Source organism: Bombilactobacillus sp. ESL1092, from assembly GCF_058107465.1.
This window is the reverse complement of sequence record NZ_CM176594.1, coordinates 323,194-339,723: the sequence shown is the minus strand read 5'-3', so window position 1 is coordinate 339,723 and position 16,530 is coordinate 323,194. Positions and strand designations below refer to the sequence as shown.

The window sequence follows — 16,530 nt, the reverse complement described above, 5'->3', positions numbered from 1 at the left end:
TAATGATATTACAAGTTATCGGCATTTTCATTATTTCCTTAATTGCTAATATGCAAGATTTTTTGGGATCATCTTTTATTGGACGGCCAATTGTAACCGGTTTTTTGGTAGGCGTTTTGTTTGGTGATATTAAGCAAGGACTATTGATGGGAGCTACTTTAGAGTTAGCTTTTATGGGCTTAATGGGAGTTGGAGCAACTGTCCCGCCAGATGAAATTATTGGAGGAATTTTGGCAACAGCCCTGGCTTTAAAAAATGGTTACGGCGTGAGTGTTGCCTTGACATTGGTTTTACCAATTGCCACTTTGGGTTTACTAGTTAAGAATTTGTTGTACGTTGTCGTCTTTCCAGCCATGACACACAAAGCTGATCACTTAAGTGATGAAGGTAAAATCAAGGCTGCGGGCAACATGCATCTCTGGGCTGCCTTGACTAGAATTTTAGTTATGACTTTAGTGACAACGATTTCTTTTGCTTTGGGTAGTGGTTTGGTTAAAGCATTCGTACAAATCATTCCGAAAGCTTTAATCGATGGGATCACGATTACAACTGAAATTTTACCGGCAGTAGGTTTTGCAATGCTTATCAATATGTCGTTTTCCAAAAGTGTTGCGCCCTTCTTTTTCTTAGGTTTTGTCTGTTCCGCGTATCTAAAATTAGATATGGTTGCTGCATCGATTATCGGGGCTATTTTTGCCGGAATAATGTACCTAATAATGAATGAAATTCATAAAAATTCAACGACTAGTGCGAATACGCAGACGGAGGTACAAGAGGATGACTTCTAAGTCTCAAGAGCAAAAAAAGTTAACTAAAAAAGATTTACGTGGCATTTTTTGGCGCAGTATGCCCATGGAAGCGTCGTTTAACTATGAGCGGATGATGAGTATGGGCTTTGCTTATACGATGTCTGGAATTATTGATAAGTTATATGATCGTGTTGAAGATAAAACTGCTGCCTTAAAACGGCACCTAGAATTTTTTAACTGTACTTCAGCAACTTCGCCGTTTATTGCTGGTGTCTTGGCATCGATGGAAGAAAAAAATGCCAATGATCCTGAGTTTGATCCGAGTGCTATTAACGCTATGAAAACTGGATTAATGGGTCCTTTATCTGGCATTGGTGATTCTGTTTTCTGGGGTAGCTTGAAAATTATCGCTAGTGGAATTGGCATTTCTTTAGCGCAAAAAGGCAGTGTTTTGGGACCCATATTATTTATTCTAATTTATAATATTCCCAATTTATTAGTTCGCTACTATGGAACGATGTGGGGCTATCAATTAGGCAGTGCTTTTGTGGATAAAATGGCCAATGGTCTCATGAATATGATTACTTACGCCATTAATATTTTAGGTAATACGGTGATTGGGGTCATGGTGGCTTCCATGGTGGTCATTAAAATTCCGGTAGCAATTAGTGCAGGTAAGCATCCTGAAACAATTCAATCGGTTTTAAATTCAATTATGCCGGACTTAATGCCATTGCTGGTTACCTTCTTTATTGCCTGGCTGTTAAAGAAAAAGCATATTAAAATGATTTGGATTTTATTAACAATTCTAGTCATTAGTGTTGTCGGTGCATTCTTTGGCTTCTTGAAGCCTTAGTTAAATGAGGAGAATAAATCAATGTATTTTGATAAGCAAGTTTTTATCACCAATTATGAAGCAGCTGTCAATGAATTAGAACATGTTAGTACTGTGGCTGAGCAATTACAAGCAAAGCCCATTAGTAAAATTATTTTTACAGGATGTGGTGGTACCTATACGAAATTTGTAGATCTACGGCCCATGATGTTCAAACAGTTAAAAATGCCGTTTTTAATCGTTAGTCCCGAAGAATTAATTTCAGAATATTTTTCAGTGATTGATGAACAAACTTTGATTATTGCTGGCAGCAAAACCGGTGCCACTCATGAACTAATCCAAGCGTTAACAACTATTAGAGCGCAGAAAAAATGTCTGATGATTGGATTTATTGGTGATGACAATAGTCCTTTGGAACAGGCTGATTTGTTAGATGAACGCTTAAAGTCTATCGACACTGACGCTAATTTAATTGAGTTAGGTTGGTTAATTTTAAATTTATCAGGCAATTTGGCTAATGTTCAGGTGACCACCATCCAAAAGCAATTGTCTACTTTAGATACTAATTTAGTTCGGGGAATGGAAACTTTAATGCCCCAAGCTTTAGATAAAGTTAATAATACTGATTTAAAAGCACATCAGTTGTGGGTCGGTTCAGGTTTAATGTGGGGTGAAGTTTGCTGCTTTGCCAATTATTTATTAGAGGAGATTCAACGGATCAAAGCGCAAGCGGTTCATTCTGGAGAATTTTTCCATGGGCCAATGGAAATCGTCGATCGCAAGCAAAATGTCAATATTGTAGTTAACAGTGGTGGCAATCGGCAGAATGATTTGAGAGTGGTGAATTTTGCCAAGCAATTTACGAATGATTTGTTGGTAGTTGATATGCAAGCCTTTGAATTGGATCAATTAGACCAATCTTTGCGCGATTTTATTGAACCATACGCGTTAAATCACTACTTTGATACTTTGTTTAATATGTATTCAGTTAAGACGGGGCGCTCCGCCAAAACTCGTAGATATTATCGTTTATTAAATTATTAATTCAACAAAAAAAGCTCCCAATGTGGGAGCTAATACATAGGCTTTACTCATATAATATATGTTAAACTGATGTTGAAAAAAATTAATTCATAGTTTTAGCGGACATATGGTGAACCAATGCTTGCAAAACGTTGATAGATCAAGCGATTTTATGCCGTTGACAGGAGTCGAACCTGCACATGGTAACCCATACAGCGACCTGAACGCTGCGCGTCTGCCAATTCCGCCACAACGGCTTTACAAACAATTATTATAACAAATTTATACCAGAAAGTAACTAAGGATTTGATAAAAATGGAAAAATTAACAACAAAAATTTTACAAACGGTCATTCAACCACGGCCAGTTGACTCGTATAAAGGTACTTTTGGCAAATGTTTGATCATTGCAGGCAGTCAACAATTTGGTGGTGCGGCTTTAATGGCAACTGGTGCGGCACTTTATACCGGAACCGGATTAGTGACTTTAGCTACTGATCCAGAGAATCTCACTAGTTTAAGAACCACATATCCAGAAGCGATGGGCTTAGACTTGAATGATCCAAGAGCCATTTTAACAATGGTCCGAACTGTTGATGTCGTAGCGTTTGGTCCGGGATTACAAATCACAGCACCAATGGGCGATTTGTTAATTCAAATGGCGACCTTGTTGACGTCCAAACAAACACTGATTTTAGATGCTAGTGCTTTTGGATTGATCGCGCAAACTAAACTGAATTTAAAAAAAATTCAGGCGCATTTGATTTTGACACCACATGTGATGGAATGGAAAAAGCTCAGCCATTTATTACCATCACAACAACAGTTTGAGCGCAATCAGGCGACGCTTGATCAATTAACATTACCCCAAACGGCTTTGATCTTGAAAGGCGCCCCTAGCCATATTTATTTTAGTGGTAGTCAACAAATTTTTGAAAATACTGCTGGAACTCCTGCGATGGCTACCGGTGGCATGGGTGATACCTTAACTGGGATAATGGCCGGCTTTGTAGCCCAATTTGATTGGAGTCCAACAACTGTGTTGGCGGCTACTTTTGCACATAGTTATTTGGCAGAGCAATTAGCCCAAAAGCAGTACGTAGTTTTGCCAACACATTTAATTCAAGCGTTACCTCAGTTTATGAAATTGTGGCAATAATTGTTTTAAACTGGTTCGTGGCAAAGCCAAGTGCCTTTTTTCCAGCGCAATAAAAAAGAGCCCCTCAGGCTCATTGGTCAGTAAAATTATGAAGCGGATGACGAGAATCGAACTCGCGACGCCAGCTTGGGAAGCTGAAGTTTTACCATTAAACTACATCCGCAAAATATAAAATTATTATACACCTATTTAAACAAAATAGATATTTTTTTTGATATTTTTTTCAATTTCAGGCATAATATAGTTATGATAACAATTAGAAAAAACAAATACATCAAAAAAATATCGCGAATTTTGGGCGTGCTAGTGGGCCTGGAATTAATTGCAGTTAGTGTTTCAATGTTCTTCGATCCTCATAAAATTGCTGCTGGTGGGGCCACAGGAATTGCTATTTTAGTTAAGCAATTGTGGCAGGTGCCGCTATCCATGACACTTTTAATCTTCAATGTATTTATGTGGATTTTAACTTTGATCTTTCTTGATAAGGTTGCTGCAGCTAAAATCACGTTTGGCAGTTTGGTATTGCCACTCTTTTTAGCGATCACGCCGGATTTAATGATTATTAAAAATCCGCTGTTATCGGACATCATTGGTAGTATTGTTTTTGGCTTTGGTTTGTCAATTATTTATCGCTCAGGTTATTCAGCAGGTGGTACCACGGTTCCACCCATGATTTTTAATAAATATTTTCGCATCCGCAATGCCAATAGCTTGTTTGTTATTGATGGTATTGTCTGTTTGGGGAATATTTGGGTTTCGGGATTTGAATATTTCTTCTTAGCTATTTTATCAGTTGGTATTTCCACAATGGTGATGAATTATATTCAAACCGGTTTAGATAAAAAATTAGTTGTTTATGTTATGAGTGAGCAACACCAGGATGCTATTCAGACTATTTTGGAGCAAGAACTACAACTAGGAAGTACGGTGTTTGACGTTCGTGGTGGTCGTTCTAACGAACCGAAAGAAATGTTGATGATTGTGACCGATACGCAAAATTATCGGAGTATTTTAGATTTGATTTTTGATATTGATGCTGGTGCGTTTATTTTGGCGGATAGCATTGCTGAAGTGCATAATGGCAGTTTTTAATCCCTAATTAAAAATTTGCGAGGCGTTAACTTTTAAATTAGAGCTGATGCATGATTGGTAAAAGTTCAGAGTTAAGGGCGAGCAGAATTTCTCGTTAATTTAGTTTAGATAACGTTTCAAAAGCCAGAAGTTGGTGTTTAATTGCGCGCAGCACTAAAGTAAAAGTTCGTACTTTAATGTTGGCCGCAGTTAATACTCAACTTCTTTTTAATATTTTTGATTAATTCTTTAATTTATTTGTTAAAATAAAATTATTAAAAGGAAACGGAGCAAGGTTATGGCACAATCAATCAGTCTAGGCTTAGATATTGGGGTATCATCAGTTGGTTTTAGTGTCCTGGATTATCAAAAAGGGCATGTTCTAGAACTGGGCTCCAGGTTGTTTAACGCAAGCATTTCGGAAGAAAATGAGACGCGGCGTGATCGGCGTGGAAGTCGGCGATTGTTAAGACGGAAAAAACAACGCCGAATTGATACGGTTAATTTATTTGAACGTTCCAAGTTACTTCCTACACGTTCCAAAACCGATCCGTATTATATTAATTTGCCGCAAAATGTGAATCCGTATGCTTTACGAGTTAAAGGGTTAACGCAGCAGCTAACTCAATCGGAATTAGTAAGCGCTTTATACAACATCGTTAAGCACCGAGGAATTAGCTTTACCTTGGATGATCTAAAGAGCAGTAGTGACTATAGTCAGAGCTTAGAAATTAATGAGACTGACTTACAAACACAGACGCCAGCGCAAATTCAGCTGCAACGATTGCAAAAATATAATCAAGTACGTGCAAAAATTGAAAATACTGAGAATAATCAAGTTTTACTAAATGTTTTTCCCACCGCCGCTTTTGTCAAAGAAGCGCGGCAAATTATTGCTACCCAGCGGCAATTTTATCCCACCATTTTGACTGCCGAATTTGAAGAACAATTTTGTAAGATTTTACAGCGTAAGCGGGGCTATTATCAAGGACCTGGTAGTGAGAAATCACGGACGGATTATGGCATTTATAAAACAGATGGTCGGACCTTGGATAATTTGTTTGAGGAGTTGATTGGGCGTGACAGAATACATCCTGAAGAACTGCGGGCTTCGGCCGCTTCTTATACCGCGCAAGAATTCAATTTATTAAGTGATTTAAATAATTTAACGATTACCACTTATGAAGATGGTAAGATGCCGCCAGCTGATAAATTGCAGTTAATTGAGCAGCTACGGCAAGCTAAGGGTAATCCGTCAATGATGAAATTGATTAAAAAAATTAGTCATTGTGAAGAGCAAGATATTCGCGGTTACCGAGTGGATGAAAACGATAAACCAGAACTGCATTCCTTAGCTATTTATCGGAAAATGCGCAAAGCTTTTTTAAAACAAGATATTGAGATTAATACTTGGAGTACGGCTTTTCTTGATGATTTAAGTTTTATTATGACGCTTAATACTGAAGATGGTGAGATTAGAAAACAACTGCATCAACGGCTGCAACCCCAATATGATTTCTTGGACGATAGTTTAATTCAGGCTATTATTGATAATAAAGCAGCGTTTGAAATCAAAAGTAACAATAAATGGCACCGCTTTTCCATTAAAACAATGCGCGAATTAATTCCTGAAATGCAAAAGCGTCCAGTGGAACAAATGACCTTGCTTCAGGAAAAAGGTTGGTCTTTGCGCGATCAACATCGTTTTCAAGATGACGAGTATTTGCCCTACCGTAAGATTACGGAGGATATTTATAATCCGGTTGCCGCTAAATCCGTGCGGGAAGCGTTAAAAATTGTGAATGCTGTAACAAAAAAATATGGTCAACCAGATTATATTGTTGTGGAAATGCCGCGTGACAAAAACGAAAAGGATATGAAAAAGTATCTGGATCAATTAAAAAAGAATAATCGCAAAATTAAAGATCAAGCCATGCAAGAATTTATAACATCGGTTGGCAGTAAACAAGACGTTGATGATGGTTTACGTAAACAGGGTGGTAAATTATATACCAAAATTCGCCTGTGGTATGAACAACAACATAAGTGTTTGTATAGTGGCCAAACTATTGATGCATATGATTTATTACATTATCCAGAAAATTTTGAAATCGATCATATTATTCCCCAGTCAGTATCCTTCGATGATAGTTTAAATAATAAAACGTTGTGTTACAAAGAAATGAATCAACAAAAAGAAAAACAGACACCATATGAGTTTTTTAATATGAACCATGGTCAAGGTTGGAAAAAATTTGAAGCTCAAGTGTTAAACAATACCAATTTTTCTAAAGCCAAACGCGATAATTATTTATGCGATGAAGATTTAAGTGATTTAGAAGTGCGGCAGCGCTTTATCAGTCGTAACTTAGTTGATACACGTTACTCTTCACGCGTGGTCTTGAATAGTTTGCAAGAGTTTTATCGAGAGAAAAACCAAAAGACGAAAGTAGCCGTCATTCGGGGTAAATTCACGTCTAATATGCGTAAGCATTGGCATTTACCGAAGTCTCGAGAAACTTATCATCATCATGCAGTTGATGCGACGATTATTGCCGCGACACCGTTTTTGAAGTTATGGAAAAAATCAGGTGGTACGATTTTTCCAGTGAAAGTGTCAGAACATACGATTGATATCAAAACAGGTGCTATTTTAGACGATAAAGAATATGATCAGCAACTACTGAATTTGCCTGATAGTCATTTGGTGACAGAATTACAAGAGATAAAACCACGAGTGCAATTTTCGCACCAAATTGATAAAAAGATGAATCGTAAGATTAGTAATGACACTATTTATTCAGTCCGTAATGGTCAATTAGCTAAAGATAAGCAGCCAGCAGATTATATCATTGCTAAAATTAAAAATATTTATGATGCTACGGATTATGCCAAATTCAAAAAAGTGTATGATAAAGATCCATCTAAGTTTTTGATGGCTAAATTAGATCCACAAAGTTTTGCTTTGTTAGAGCAAGTGTTGCAACAATATCCTGATCAAATAGAAGAAATTGATCAAGCAGGTAAGGTGAAACCTAAAAATGTTAGTCCGTTTGAACTATATCGACGCGATCATGGTTTTTTGCACAAATATGCGAAGCATAACAATGGTCCGATTATTAAGCAATTGAAGTATTATGATAAAAAGATGGGCTCAAAAATTAGTGTTACGCCTCAAAACGCGCGCAATAAGCAAGTTATTTTGCAATCTTTGAAACCATGGCGCACTGACGTTTATTTAGACGAAGCTACTGGTGAATATCAAATCATGGGGATTAATCATTCTGATTTGAGTTGTGTTCATGGCACCTTTGGAATTAAAAGGGCTGATTATCTCGAAATCAAGGCACGAGAAGGGGTTCAGTCTGATGCAAAGTTTTTATTTTCGCTGTACCGGAAAAATCGGATTAAAGTGCAAAATTTAAAAACGAAAGAGCAAATGGAATTACTATTTTGGTCACGGACAACCAGCAATAAGAATTATGCAGAATTAAAATTATTAGATTCGTATGATAATTATTTGACGAAGATTCCACTATATGGTAACGCTAAAGAAGGCAAGCAAATTATTAAGCCGCTAGTACCCAAGGACTGTAAACTTTGGAAAGTCAATACTGACATTTTAGGTAATCCATACTACCTAGAGCAAGAAGAAAAACAGCCACAAAATATTCTTGATTGATTCTAATAAAGGTGTTATACTTACTCCCGTAAGGGACGCCTTATATGTTTGAATGTTCAAGCGACTTAAAGTTTTTCTATTGCTAAATCTTTAAGGATCTACAAAAATAAGGGTTCATCCCGAATTTATTGACTGCCTTTGGCAGTCATTTTTTTTACATAAAATTTTCCAATGTAGAAGTTTTCTTAATTTTTGACAAAAAAAAGATTGTCAAAGAATAAAATAAGCCTTATCATGAAAGCGATAACACTAAAAAGAGGCGTTTATTTTGGGTTGGCGGATCGTACATATTAAAGAAGGAGAATTATTGCGACTTAAATTAGATAATGTAGAAATTGTCAAATTATCTAAAACAATCTATATTCCGTTATCTGATATTAATACCATTATTTTGGAAGGCAATCGCACCACGATTACAACCAAACTGTTGGTGGGTTTAAGTCATAATAATATTGGCTTAATTATTTGTGATGATAAATATTTACCAGTAGGCATGTATCTGCCATATGGTCAATACCATCATTCGGCTCAAAGAGTAATTGCTCAAGCTAATTGGACTAGTCAACAGAAAGCTAGAATGTGGAAACAGGTCATTGCACAAAAAATGCTGAATCAAATTGCATTTGCCCGTTACAAGGGAGTGGAATTAGAACGCTTAGAAATGATGGAACAATTGGTCATGGAATTAACCGATGGTGATTTAACTAATCGTGAGGGTCAGGTAGCTAAAGTTTATTTTGATTCGTTGTTTGGCAATTCATTTACTAGAGATGCTGAGGTGTTAGTTAATTATGCAATGAACTTTGGTTATGCAATTGTCCGCTCGTGCGTGGCACGGTGTGTGGTAGCCGATGGCTTAAGTTCAATGTTAGGCATTTTTCACCGGAATGAATTTAACAGTTTTAATTTGGCTGATGATTTAATGGAACCCTTTCGGCCATTGATGGATTATTGGATTGATCAACAAGTCTTGTCAACAACCGACTATTTGAGTTATGAGGCGCGGATGAGCTTAATTAATTTTATGAATCAAGAAATGTTGATTAGCAATAAGAAAATGACGATGGATCATGTGATTCAGGAATTTGTGCAATCGTTTGTGAACGCCATGAGTACAGATGATCCACAAGCTTTGTTGACGATTAGCTTGCAAGATTTTATTCAGGCAAATAGTGCTGAGTAAACTTTTCATATTGGTGAATTGGTATTGTTAATTTATAGGAGGATCAGGTGAAATATCAAAATATGCGCTTACTTTGTATGTTTGATTTACCCATGGAAACAATTAATGAACAACGGCAATATCGAATTTTTCGCAAAGAGTTAATTCGCAATGGTTTTACCATGCTACAATATTCAGTTTATTATCGGACTTTACCCAATCGTGCAGCTGGTAAAAAATATGAACATAATATTCAGACTTTTTTGCCTAATCATGGTGAAGTTCGCTTATTAGCAGTTAGTGAGAAACAATTTGATGATATGAAAATTTTAGTTGGTAGTCGCAGTAATCAGGAAGCCTTGGTAGGTAGTAAAAAGCTGGTGCAAATATGAATTTACAAATTGAGTATCAAGATCAGCAATTTGTGGAAGTTGACTTAGACCAAATTCTTTATTTCGTGGGTCCTAATCATGATATGCTGTGGAAAATATTTCGTAGTTTTTATTTTTATCGTCAAAAGTTGGATGTTTCTGAGGCCAATATTTATGGTGAAAATGGTATTGAGTTACTGATTGATGATCATTTAATTGATTTAAAACATAATCACTTTTATTTTATTAATAGTCGTCAAGCGATTTATCAGCAAGTTATCTATCATAAACCATCTTTGTTCTTTGATTATCTGAATCAAAAGGAAAACGAAGTAGCTGTTACTCAACATTTAGAGCATATTAACAATGAATTATATCAACTATCTTTTTTACTACAGGATTATGTTGATAATTTTGCAGATAGTCTGCAAGTGGATTTAAGGGATCTAAATTATTTAGAGTTGTTAAAAAATAATTTGGTAGTCGGTTATCAAGAAAATCAAATCATGACACCAATTGAATTGATGAGTACTGATGAATTAGTGGATGAGTATCTCAATTTAATTACGGCTGTTGCCCAACGAACGGCTGATAAAATGTGGTTAATTATGTATAACCCTACGAGTTATTTATCAACTGATAAAATTGAAGAATTAGTAACTAAGTTAAAACAAATTATGCTTCAAACTAATTTACAAGTTATTTATATAGCGAATGATTTTCAAGGCGTCAGATTAGATAGTGCTGATATTCATAAAATAATTTTGGTTGGTCCTCATATTGAACAATTACCACCATTTGATGTTGTTATTCAAAGTCTAAAAAATCATTATCCCAATATGATGAATTTGTCTAATCAGCAAATCTTAAAATCTTTAGCCCAGTTACTACCCTTGATAGGTAGTAAGCGAGAGGTTGCATTATCATCAAAAGATTTGGTATTATTAAAAATAATAAATGATTTGCTGGATTATGAGACGTCATTTAATTTAGAAGATTATTTATTAACTGATGCAGAAATCTCTTTTTTGAAAAATCAATGATTATTTTCAATTTGAGGTTTTTGTACCCTTAAAGATTTAGCAATAGAAAAACTGCGAAAAGGAGATGGTGGCATGCAAGCCCGTTTTTGTACCCTTAAAGATTTAGCAATAGAAAAACTTTGGAAACTTACACGCCGTTAGAAATTAAGTTTTTGTACCCTTAAAGATTTAGCAATAGAAAAACAGCTACCTATGAGAACTATCAGTTGACGCAGTTTTTGTACCCTTAAAGATTTAGCAATAGAAAAACAAACGGATCGAAAATAATGTTTTAGGTTACGTTTTTGTACCCTTAAAGATTTAGCAATAGAAAAACGTTCTAGCTTACCACCCTATTGAAAAAGGAGTTTTTGTACCCTTAAAGATTTAGCAATAGAAAAACATACATGTACTAATGTACACTTGTAATAATGTTTTTGTACCCTTAAAGATTTAGCAATAGAAAAACCTTTGTCCGCTTCGGATTGACCGAAATATGGTTTTTGTATCCTTAAAGATTTAGCAATAGAAAAACAACGTGGAGACCCAAGGTGGATTGATTTGTGTTTTTGTACCCTTAAAGATTTAGCAATAGAAAAACACAGTACGTTAATGCGTTGGTTGAGGAATTGTTTTTGTACCCTTAAAGATTTAGCAATAGAAAAACATTAGAACTTTCTTTTCCTAATCCATTCATGTTTTTGTACCCTTAAAGATTTAGCAATAGAAAAACATTAAAGATACGGATATTGTTACCTTGATTGTTTTTGTACCCTTAAAGATTTAGCAATAGAAAAACTGGATCCGATGTCGATTTAACTGGCTATACGTTTTTGTACCCTTAAAGATTTAGCAATAGAAAAACATCTACATGATCCGAATCTGCATACTTAGTGTTTTTGTACCCTTAAAGATTTAGCAATAGAAAAACGTCCATGTCGCCACTGGGTCGTAACTAGTTGTTTTTGTACCCTTAAAGATTTAGCAATAGAAAAACTGGATCCGATGTCGATTTAACTGGCTATACGTTTTTGTACCCTTAAAGATTTAGCAATAGAAAAACATCTACATGATCCGAATCTGCATACTTAGTGTTTTTGTACCCTTAAAGATTTAGCAATAGAAAAACGTCCATGTCGCCACTGGGTCGTAACTAGTTGTTTTTGTACCCTTAAAGATTTAGCAATAGAAAAACGACGACAAGCTCTGGTTCTTCAAACACATCGTTTTTGTACCCTTAAAGATTTAGCAATAGAAAAACAATCATTAAAAATTGGCGGTATCAATTATCGTTTTTGTACCCTTAAAGATTTAGCAATAGAAAAACAATCATTAAAAATTGGCGGTATCAATTATCGTTTTTGTACCCTTAAAGATTTAGCAATAGAAAAACCACCATTGGTGTAAGCTATTCCACCATTGGGTTTTTGTACCCTTAAAGATTTAGCAATAAAACAACTATTTTTATTAAAACTCATTGATTGTAAAAATAAAATAAATTTTATTCTCTAAGTACAATTGTGAAATCAAAGTATTACGTATTTGCTAATTTAAACAATATGCACTATGATGAAATTACGCTTAAAATAAAAGCGCTACCAAAAGATCTATCACGGGAGATGTTTATTTGAAATTTGAGAAAGTCATTACTGTTTTAGGATGGATTGCTTCTATAACTGCCATTATTATGTACGTAGCGTATATTCCACAAATTATTAACAATTTACACGGTGTGAAAGGAAGTCCGATTCAACCGTTGGCAACAGCTTTTAACACATTGTTGTGGGTAATATATGCACTATGCAAAAAAGATCGTGATATTCCACTAGCATTGTGTAATGGTGCGGGAGTAATTTTTGGTTTGATTACTTTCTTAACAGCTTTATAAAAATAATTTAGAAAGGATTAGTTATGAAAACTATTAAAATTAGTGATACCTCTAAAAAAATCAAAATTAATGTGCCAGTTGTTTTTTCAGTTACAGAAGATCTCTCAGGCGATTTGTGGTTAGCTCATGATCAAGAAAATCATGAAATTATTTGTCAACGCTTACAAAAAGAAACTGATAAATTTATAGCAATAGTGTCTTTTGCACAAGGTGATGTTCAACTGCAATTAGATCATGTCTTGGAGCCTAGTGAAGTAGACGGCATCCAGGAGATCACATCAACTCAAGAGACTGATACTTATGTTCATTTGAATACAGGTGTTTTTGATTTGGAATTGTGCCGTGGTAATGCTCAAGGTGAGGGTTCCTCCAAATGGGGTTTACGTCATTTTAAATCAGTTCAGGAAGACAAAGATTTATTACCATCAGGTAATAATGCAATGGGCGGATTTTATGGTCCATTCTTCACCCCTGATAATGGTTTAATCAATCCTGCGGAACACTTGATTGTAGATATTCAGGCTTTGGAAGATGGCCCAATTTTTAAAAAATATCGTCTATCTGGCAGAATTCCTGACGGGTTAAAACCGGAACTATATGGTAAGCATTTTAGCTTGGATTGGTCTTTTTATTATAATGTTCCGTTCTTTTCACGGGTTTACCATGTGGATCATTTTCAAACAACAGTTAATCATCGTTCCATTACTGATAAGATTACCGTCGGTGATGAATTTGAAAGTGGAATCGGTCATCAAGTGTTTGATCGCTTTATTACCGATAGTGGCGTTTGGTATCGTGCCGGTGATCCGTATGCCAATGATTTGGCTGATAAGGTTCAAACGTTAGTTAATGATGGTCAAACGCGAGGAACAGCTTTTGAAAAGTTTCGGTCTTTGTTGACTGGCGATATGGCATCAGCACATTGGGATTTATATTGGCGGTTGTTTTCAGTTTGGGAAAATGCTTTGGAGCGCTCGGAAGATGAAGCACAATTGGCAGATATTCGAGCTCAAGCATTTGTAGAAGCCGAAACTAACGATCGACCATGGACTTATTCAAAGCAACCAGTCGATGTTAGCCAGGTAGCTGATCAAACTATCTTTGCGGGACCAGCAACTAAGTCAGCCGAAATTAATACGCAAACGCATCAAGCAATGATTTGGCAAACTGCGCAAGCAGCCGGTGCTTTTCAAATTGTTCAACGTCCTAATTCCGGTTGGCAGAATTGGGGTACTAACGGTGAAAATGAGTGTCCCGCTTTGCCGACCAATACTTCGATTCAGACAGCTTATGGGCCTTTCGAGGATAATTGGCAAGACGTTGCTGATAGTTTGGAAGCTTTAGCAAAAGTTGCTGTACAAGTTCAATAAAATAGTTCAAATGTTTTTGCTTGACATCCTAATATGTTCTGAGTAGAATAAGCAGAATTATATCTAGGAGGTAATGAGCATGAAAAAATTACGCATTCAACTTGATACAGCTTCACAAACGTTCATTGCCGTTGATCCCAGCAGAAATGTCAGTGGACAAGGCAAGACAATTCAAGAAGCTATTATGCATTTAAAACATTAATTAAAAACTATTTTAAAGGTTACTAATTTTTACCGTTGCTTGAAAATTTAACTTGAATCCTTTAAAATGAGTTTTGCAGAGAGTTAAGGTACATTTGGTTGTTTTAGTGAGGTCTTGTGAGTGTGAAAAGGCTACAGTCAAGTACCGTCGTGTCTTTGTGTTTTTTAAAATATGTTTAAATTAAAGTGGATTACTAATCAATTAGAGTGGTACCGCGGGTTAACTCGTCTCTTTCATATTTAATATGAAAGAGCTTTTTTTATGTTATGGAGGATCAGATAATTATGGATTTACAACAAGCCAAAGTAAGTATCCAAGAAGCCTTGCAACCAAATTTAACGAACAGTGATTTGACTGCTGACCAAATTTTGAATTTGATTGAAGTGCCGAAAAATACGCAAATGGGTGATTTTGCTTTTCCAACTTTTCAATTAGCCAAACAATTACATCAATCACCAGTGGTCATTGCGCAAGATTTAGTCAAACAAATTGATCCAAATGCCTTTGCTAAGGTGGAGGCTAAAGGACCTTATGTCAACTTCTTTTTACAGCGTCCAGCCGTAGCACAAACGACTCTGCAACAAATTCTTAATGAACAATTGAATTATGGTGCAACGAAACAGGGCAACCAACAAAAGATGGTGATTGATATGTCATCACCTAATATTGCAAAACCGATGTCGATGGGCCATTTACGTTCCACTGTAATTGGTAATTCTTTGGCCAAAATTTTAGCCAAGTTAGGTTATCAACCGATTAAGATTAACCACTTGGGTGATTGGGGCACGCAATTTGGTAAACTAATGGTGGCTTACAAAAAATGGGGTTCTGAAGCAGAAGTTAAAGCTGATCCGATTACCAATTTACAAAAATATTATGTTAAGTTTCATCAATTAGATCAAGAATACCCTGAATTAGATGATGAAGCGCGAGAATGGTTTAAAAAATTGGAAAATGGTGATGCTGAGGCTACGCATTTGTGGCAGTGGTTCCGCGAAGAATCACTCAAAGCTTTTACCAAAGTTTATGACGAATTGGGAATTAGCTTTGACTCTTATAAGGGTGAAGCCTTTTATAATGATAAAATGGACGAAATTGTTGATTTATTGGAACAAAAAGGTCTATTGCAAGAAAGCCAAGGGGCCGAGATTGTTGATTTAGGTGAACAATTACCACCAGCGATGATTAAAAAGTCTGATGGGGCTACTTTGTACATTACACGTGATTTAGCAGCGGCTTTATACCGTAAGCGAACTTACGATTTTGATAAAGCTTTTTATGTTGTTGGTAGTGAACAGAGTGTGCACTTTGAACAATTAAAAGCAGTATTAGCTAAAATGGGCTTTGATTGGGCAAAAGATATTGAACATATTAAGTTTGGTTTAATCACTTCGGGCGGTAAAAAATTATCCACACGAGCAGGCCGGGTGATCTTATTAGAAGACGTGTTGCATGATTCGGTGCAATTGGCCCAAAAACAAATTGCCGAAAAAAATCCTAACTTAGCTAATTCAGAGCAGGTCGCTCAAGAAGTTGGTGTCGGTGCTGTAATTTTTCATGATTTAAAAAATAATCGGACCGATAATTTTGATTTTCAATTAGATGAAGTCGTGCGTTTTGAAGGTGAGACTGGCCCTTATGTTCAATATACTCATGCACGAGCAATGAGTATTTTACGTAAGGCAGATTATCAAGCCCAAACTACAGAAATAACAGCCGCCACTTTAAATGATGAAGCTTGGAACATTGTCTTAACCTTAGCCAATTTTCCTAAAACGATTCAACAAGCTGCTCAACAAAAAGAACCTTCAGTCATTGCCAAGTATGCATTAAAGTTGGCGAAGTCGTTTAACCATTATTATGCTCATAACAAAGTTTTAGTGGATGATGACCAATTGCAAGCACGCTTAAACTTAGTGCAAGCACTAGCTTGGGTTTTGGCAGCTGCCTTAGACTTGTTAGGGGTTAAAGCACCTGATGAAATGTAATTAAAAACT

13 protein-coding genes, 2 tRNA genes and 1 CRISPR repeat array are annotated in these 16,530 nt (G+C 35.9%); of the genes, 13 read left to right on the top strand and 2 right to left on the bottom strand.

Annotated features, from left to right (window positions below):
- Nucleotides 1-2: 2 nt before the first annotated feature.
- Genes AC3B6Y_RS01695 through AC3B6Y_RS01685 form a run of 3 tightly spaced genes read left to right on the top strand, consistent with a single transcriptional unit; the run spans nt 3 to nt 2,628 of the window.
- The gene (locus AC3B6Y_RS01695) at nt 3-788 is read left to right on the top strand and encodes a PTS mannose/fructose/sorbose/N-acetylgalactosamine transporter subunit IIC (protein WP_489757733.1); all 786 of its coding nucleotides are present in this window, start codon (nt 3-5) and stop codon (nt 786-788) included.
- Nucleotides 778-1,605: a PTS system mannose/fructose/sorbose family transporter subunit IID gene (locus tag AC3B6Y_RS01690; protein WP_489791212.1), complete on the top strand. Its 828-nt coding sequence runs from the start codon at nt 778-780 to the stop codon at nt 1,603-1,605. The genes AC3B6Y_RS01695 and AC3B6Y_RS01690 overlap by 11 nt, the downstream gene beginning before the upstream one ends.
- A 21-nt stretch (nt 1,606-1,626) precedes the next feature.
- Nucleotides 1,627-2,628 carry an SIS domain-containing protein gene (locus AC3B6Y_RS01685; RefSeq protein WP_489791211.1) on the top strand — a complete coding sequence of 334 codons (1,002 nt, stop codon included), beginning with the start codon at nt 1,627-1,629 and terminating at the stop codon, nt 2,626-2,628.
- 152 nt (nt 2,629-2,780) lie between these two features.
- Here the strand turns inward: AC3B6Y_RS01685 and AC3B6Y_RS01680 are convergent.
- Nucleotides 2,781-2,864: transfer RNA gene (locus tag AC3B6Y_RS01680), tRNA-Leu, on the bottom strand.
- 58 nt (nt 2,865-2,922) lie between these two features.
- On the opposite strand from AC3B6Y_RS01680, the gene AC3B6Y_RS01675 reads away from it, so the two are divergent.
- The gene (locus AC3B6Y_RS01675; RefSeq protein WP_489791210.1) at nt 2,923-3,765 is read left to right on the top strand and encodes an NAD(P)H-hydrate dehydratase; all 843 of its coding nucleotides are present in this window, start codon (nt 2,923-2,925) and stop codon (nt 3,763-3,765) included.
- Between the two features lie 92 nt (nt 3,766-3,857).
- Here AC3B6Y_RS01675 and AC3B6Y_RS01670 read toward each other — a convergent pair.
- Nucleotides 3,858-3,928 (bottom strand) — tRNA-Gly (locus tag AC3B6Y_RS01670).
- An 83-nt stretch (nt 3,929-4,011) separates the two neighbouring features.
- Here AC3B6Y_RS01670 and AC3B6Y_RS01665 point away from each other — a divergent pair.
- From AC3B6Y_RS01665 to argS, 9 genes are all read left to right on the top strand, one after another.
- Nucleotides 4,012-4,857, top strand: coding sequence for a YitT family protein (locus tag AC3B6Y_RS01665; protein WP_489757737.1), 846 nt, complete (start codon nt 4,012-4,014; stop codon nt 4,855-4,857).
- A gap of 277 nt (nt 4,858-5,134) precedes the next feature.
- On the top strand, nt 5,135-8,518 hold the full coding sequence (gene cas9, locus AC3B6Y_RS01660) for a type II CRISPR RNA-guided endonuclease Cas9 (RefSeq protein ID WP_489791209.1): 3,384 nt from the start codon (nt 5,135-5,137) through the stop codon (nt 8,516-8,518).
- A 268-nt stretch (nt 8,519-8,786) separates the two neighbouring features.
- Nucleotides 8,787-9,701 carry a type II CRISPR-associated endonuclease Cas1 gene (cas1, locus tag AC3B6Y_RS01655; protein ID WP_489791208.1) on the top strand — a complete coding sequence of 305 codons (915 nt, stop codon included), beginning with the start codon at nt 8,787-8,789 and terminating at the stop codon, nt 9,699-9,701.
- 62 nt (nt 9,702-9,763) lie between these two features.
- A complete protein-coding gene (gene cas2 / locus AC3B6Y_RS01650) occupies nt 9,764-10,072 on the top strand; it encodes a CRISPR-associated endonuclease Cas2 (protein ID WP_489791489.1) in 309 nt (102 codons plus the stop codon).
- Nucleotides 10,069-11,094: a CRISPR-associated protein Csn2-St gene (gene csn2-St, locus AC3B6Y_RS01645; protein WP_489791207.1), complete on the top strand. Its 1,026-nt coding sequence runs from the start codon at nt 10,069-10,071 to the stop codon at nt 11,092-11,094. The genes cas2 and csn2-St overlap by 4 nt, the downstream gene beginning before the upstream one ends.
- 16 nt (nt 11,095-11,110) lie before the next feature.
- Nucleotides 11,111-12,532: a CRISPR direct-repeat array (repeat unit 36 nt; unit sequence GTTTTTGTACCCTTAAAGATTTAGCAATAGAAAAAC).
- A gap of 168 nt (nt 12,533-12,700) precedes the next feature.
- Nucleotides 12,701-12,961, top strand: a complete 261-nt coding sequence (locus tag AC3B6Y_RS01640) for a SemiSWEET family transporter (protein ID WP_489757742.1) — start codon at nt 12,701-12,703, stop codon at nt 12,959-12,961.
- A gap of 23 nt (nt 12,962-12,984) precedes the next feature.
- Entirely contained in the window at nt 12,985-14,331 is a 1,347-nt protein-coding gene (locus tag AC3B6Y_RS01635) for a hypothetical protein (protein ID WP_489791206.1), read from the top strand.
- Between the two features lie 79 nt (nt 14,332-14,410).
- Entirely contained in the window at nt 14,411-14,533 is a 123-nt protein-coding gene (locus tag AC3B6Y_RS01630) for a hypothetical protein (protein ID WP_489757744.1), read from the top strand.
- 284 nt (nt 14,534-14,817) lie between these two features.
- Nucleotides 14,818-16,521: an arginine--tRNA ligase gene (gene argS, locus AC3B6Y_RS01625; RefSeq protein WP_489791205.1), complete on the top strand. Its 1,704-nt coding sequence runs from the start codon at nt 14,818-14,820 to the stop codon at nt 16,519-16,521.
- The last annotated feature ends 9 nt before the right edge of the window (nt 16,522-16,530 follow it).

Coding starts and splice junctions, on each gene's coding strand:
- AC3B6Y_RS01695 (WP_489757733.1), top strand. CDS start 3: ATGATATTACAAGTTATCGGCATTTTCATTATTTCCTTAATTGCTAAT.
- AC3B6Y_RS01690 (WP_489791212.1), top strand. CDS start 778: ATGACTTCTAAGTCTCAAGAGCAAAAAAAGTTAACTAAAAAAGATTTA.
- AC3B6Y_RS01685 (WP_489791211.1), top strand. CDS start 1,627: ATGTATTTTGATAAGCAAGTTTTTATCACCAATTATGAAGCAGCTGTC.
- AC3B6Y_RS01675 (WP_489791210.1), top strand. CDS start 2,923: ATGGAAAAATTAACAACAAAAATTTTACAAACGGTCATTCAACCACGG.
- AC3B6Y_RS01665 (WP_489757737.1), top strand. CDS start 4,012: ATGATAACAATTAGAAAAAACAAATACATCAAAAAAATATCGCGAATT.
- cas9 (WP_489791209.1), top strand. CDS start 5,135: ATGGCACAATCAATCAGTCTAGGCTTAGATATTGGGGTATCATCAGTT.
- cas2 (WP_489791489.1), top strand. CDS start 9,764: ATGCGCTTACTTTGTATGTTTGATTTACCCATGGAAACAATTAATGAA.
- csn2-St (WP_489791207.1), top strand. CDS start 10,069: ATGAATTTACAAATTGAGTATCAAGATCAGCAATTTGTGGAAGTTGAC.
- AC3B6Y_RS01635 (WP_489791206.1), top strand. CDS start 12,985: ATGAAAACTATTAAAATTAGTGATACCTCTAAAAAAATCAAAATTAAT.
- AC3B6Y_RS01630 (WP_489757744.1), top strand. CDS start 14,411: ATGAAAAAATTACGCATTCAACTTGATACAGCTTCACAAACGTTCATT.
- argS (WP_489791205.1), top strand. CDS start 14,818: ATGGATTTACAACAAGCCAAAGTAAGTATCCAAGAAGCCTTGCAACCA.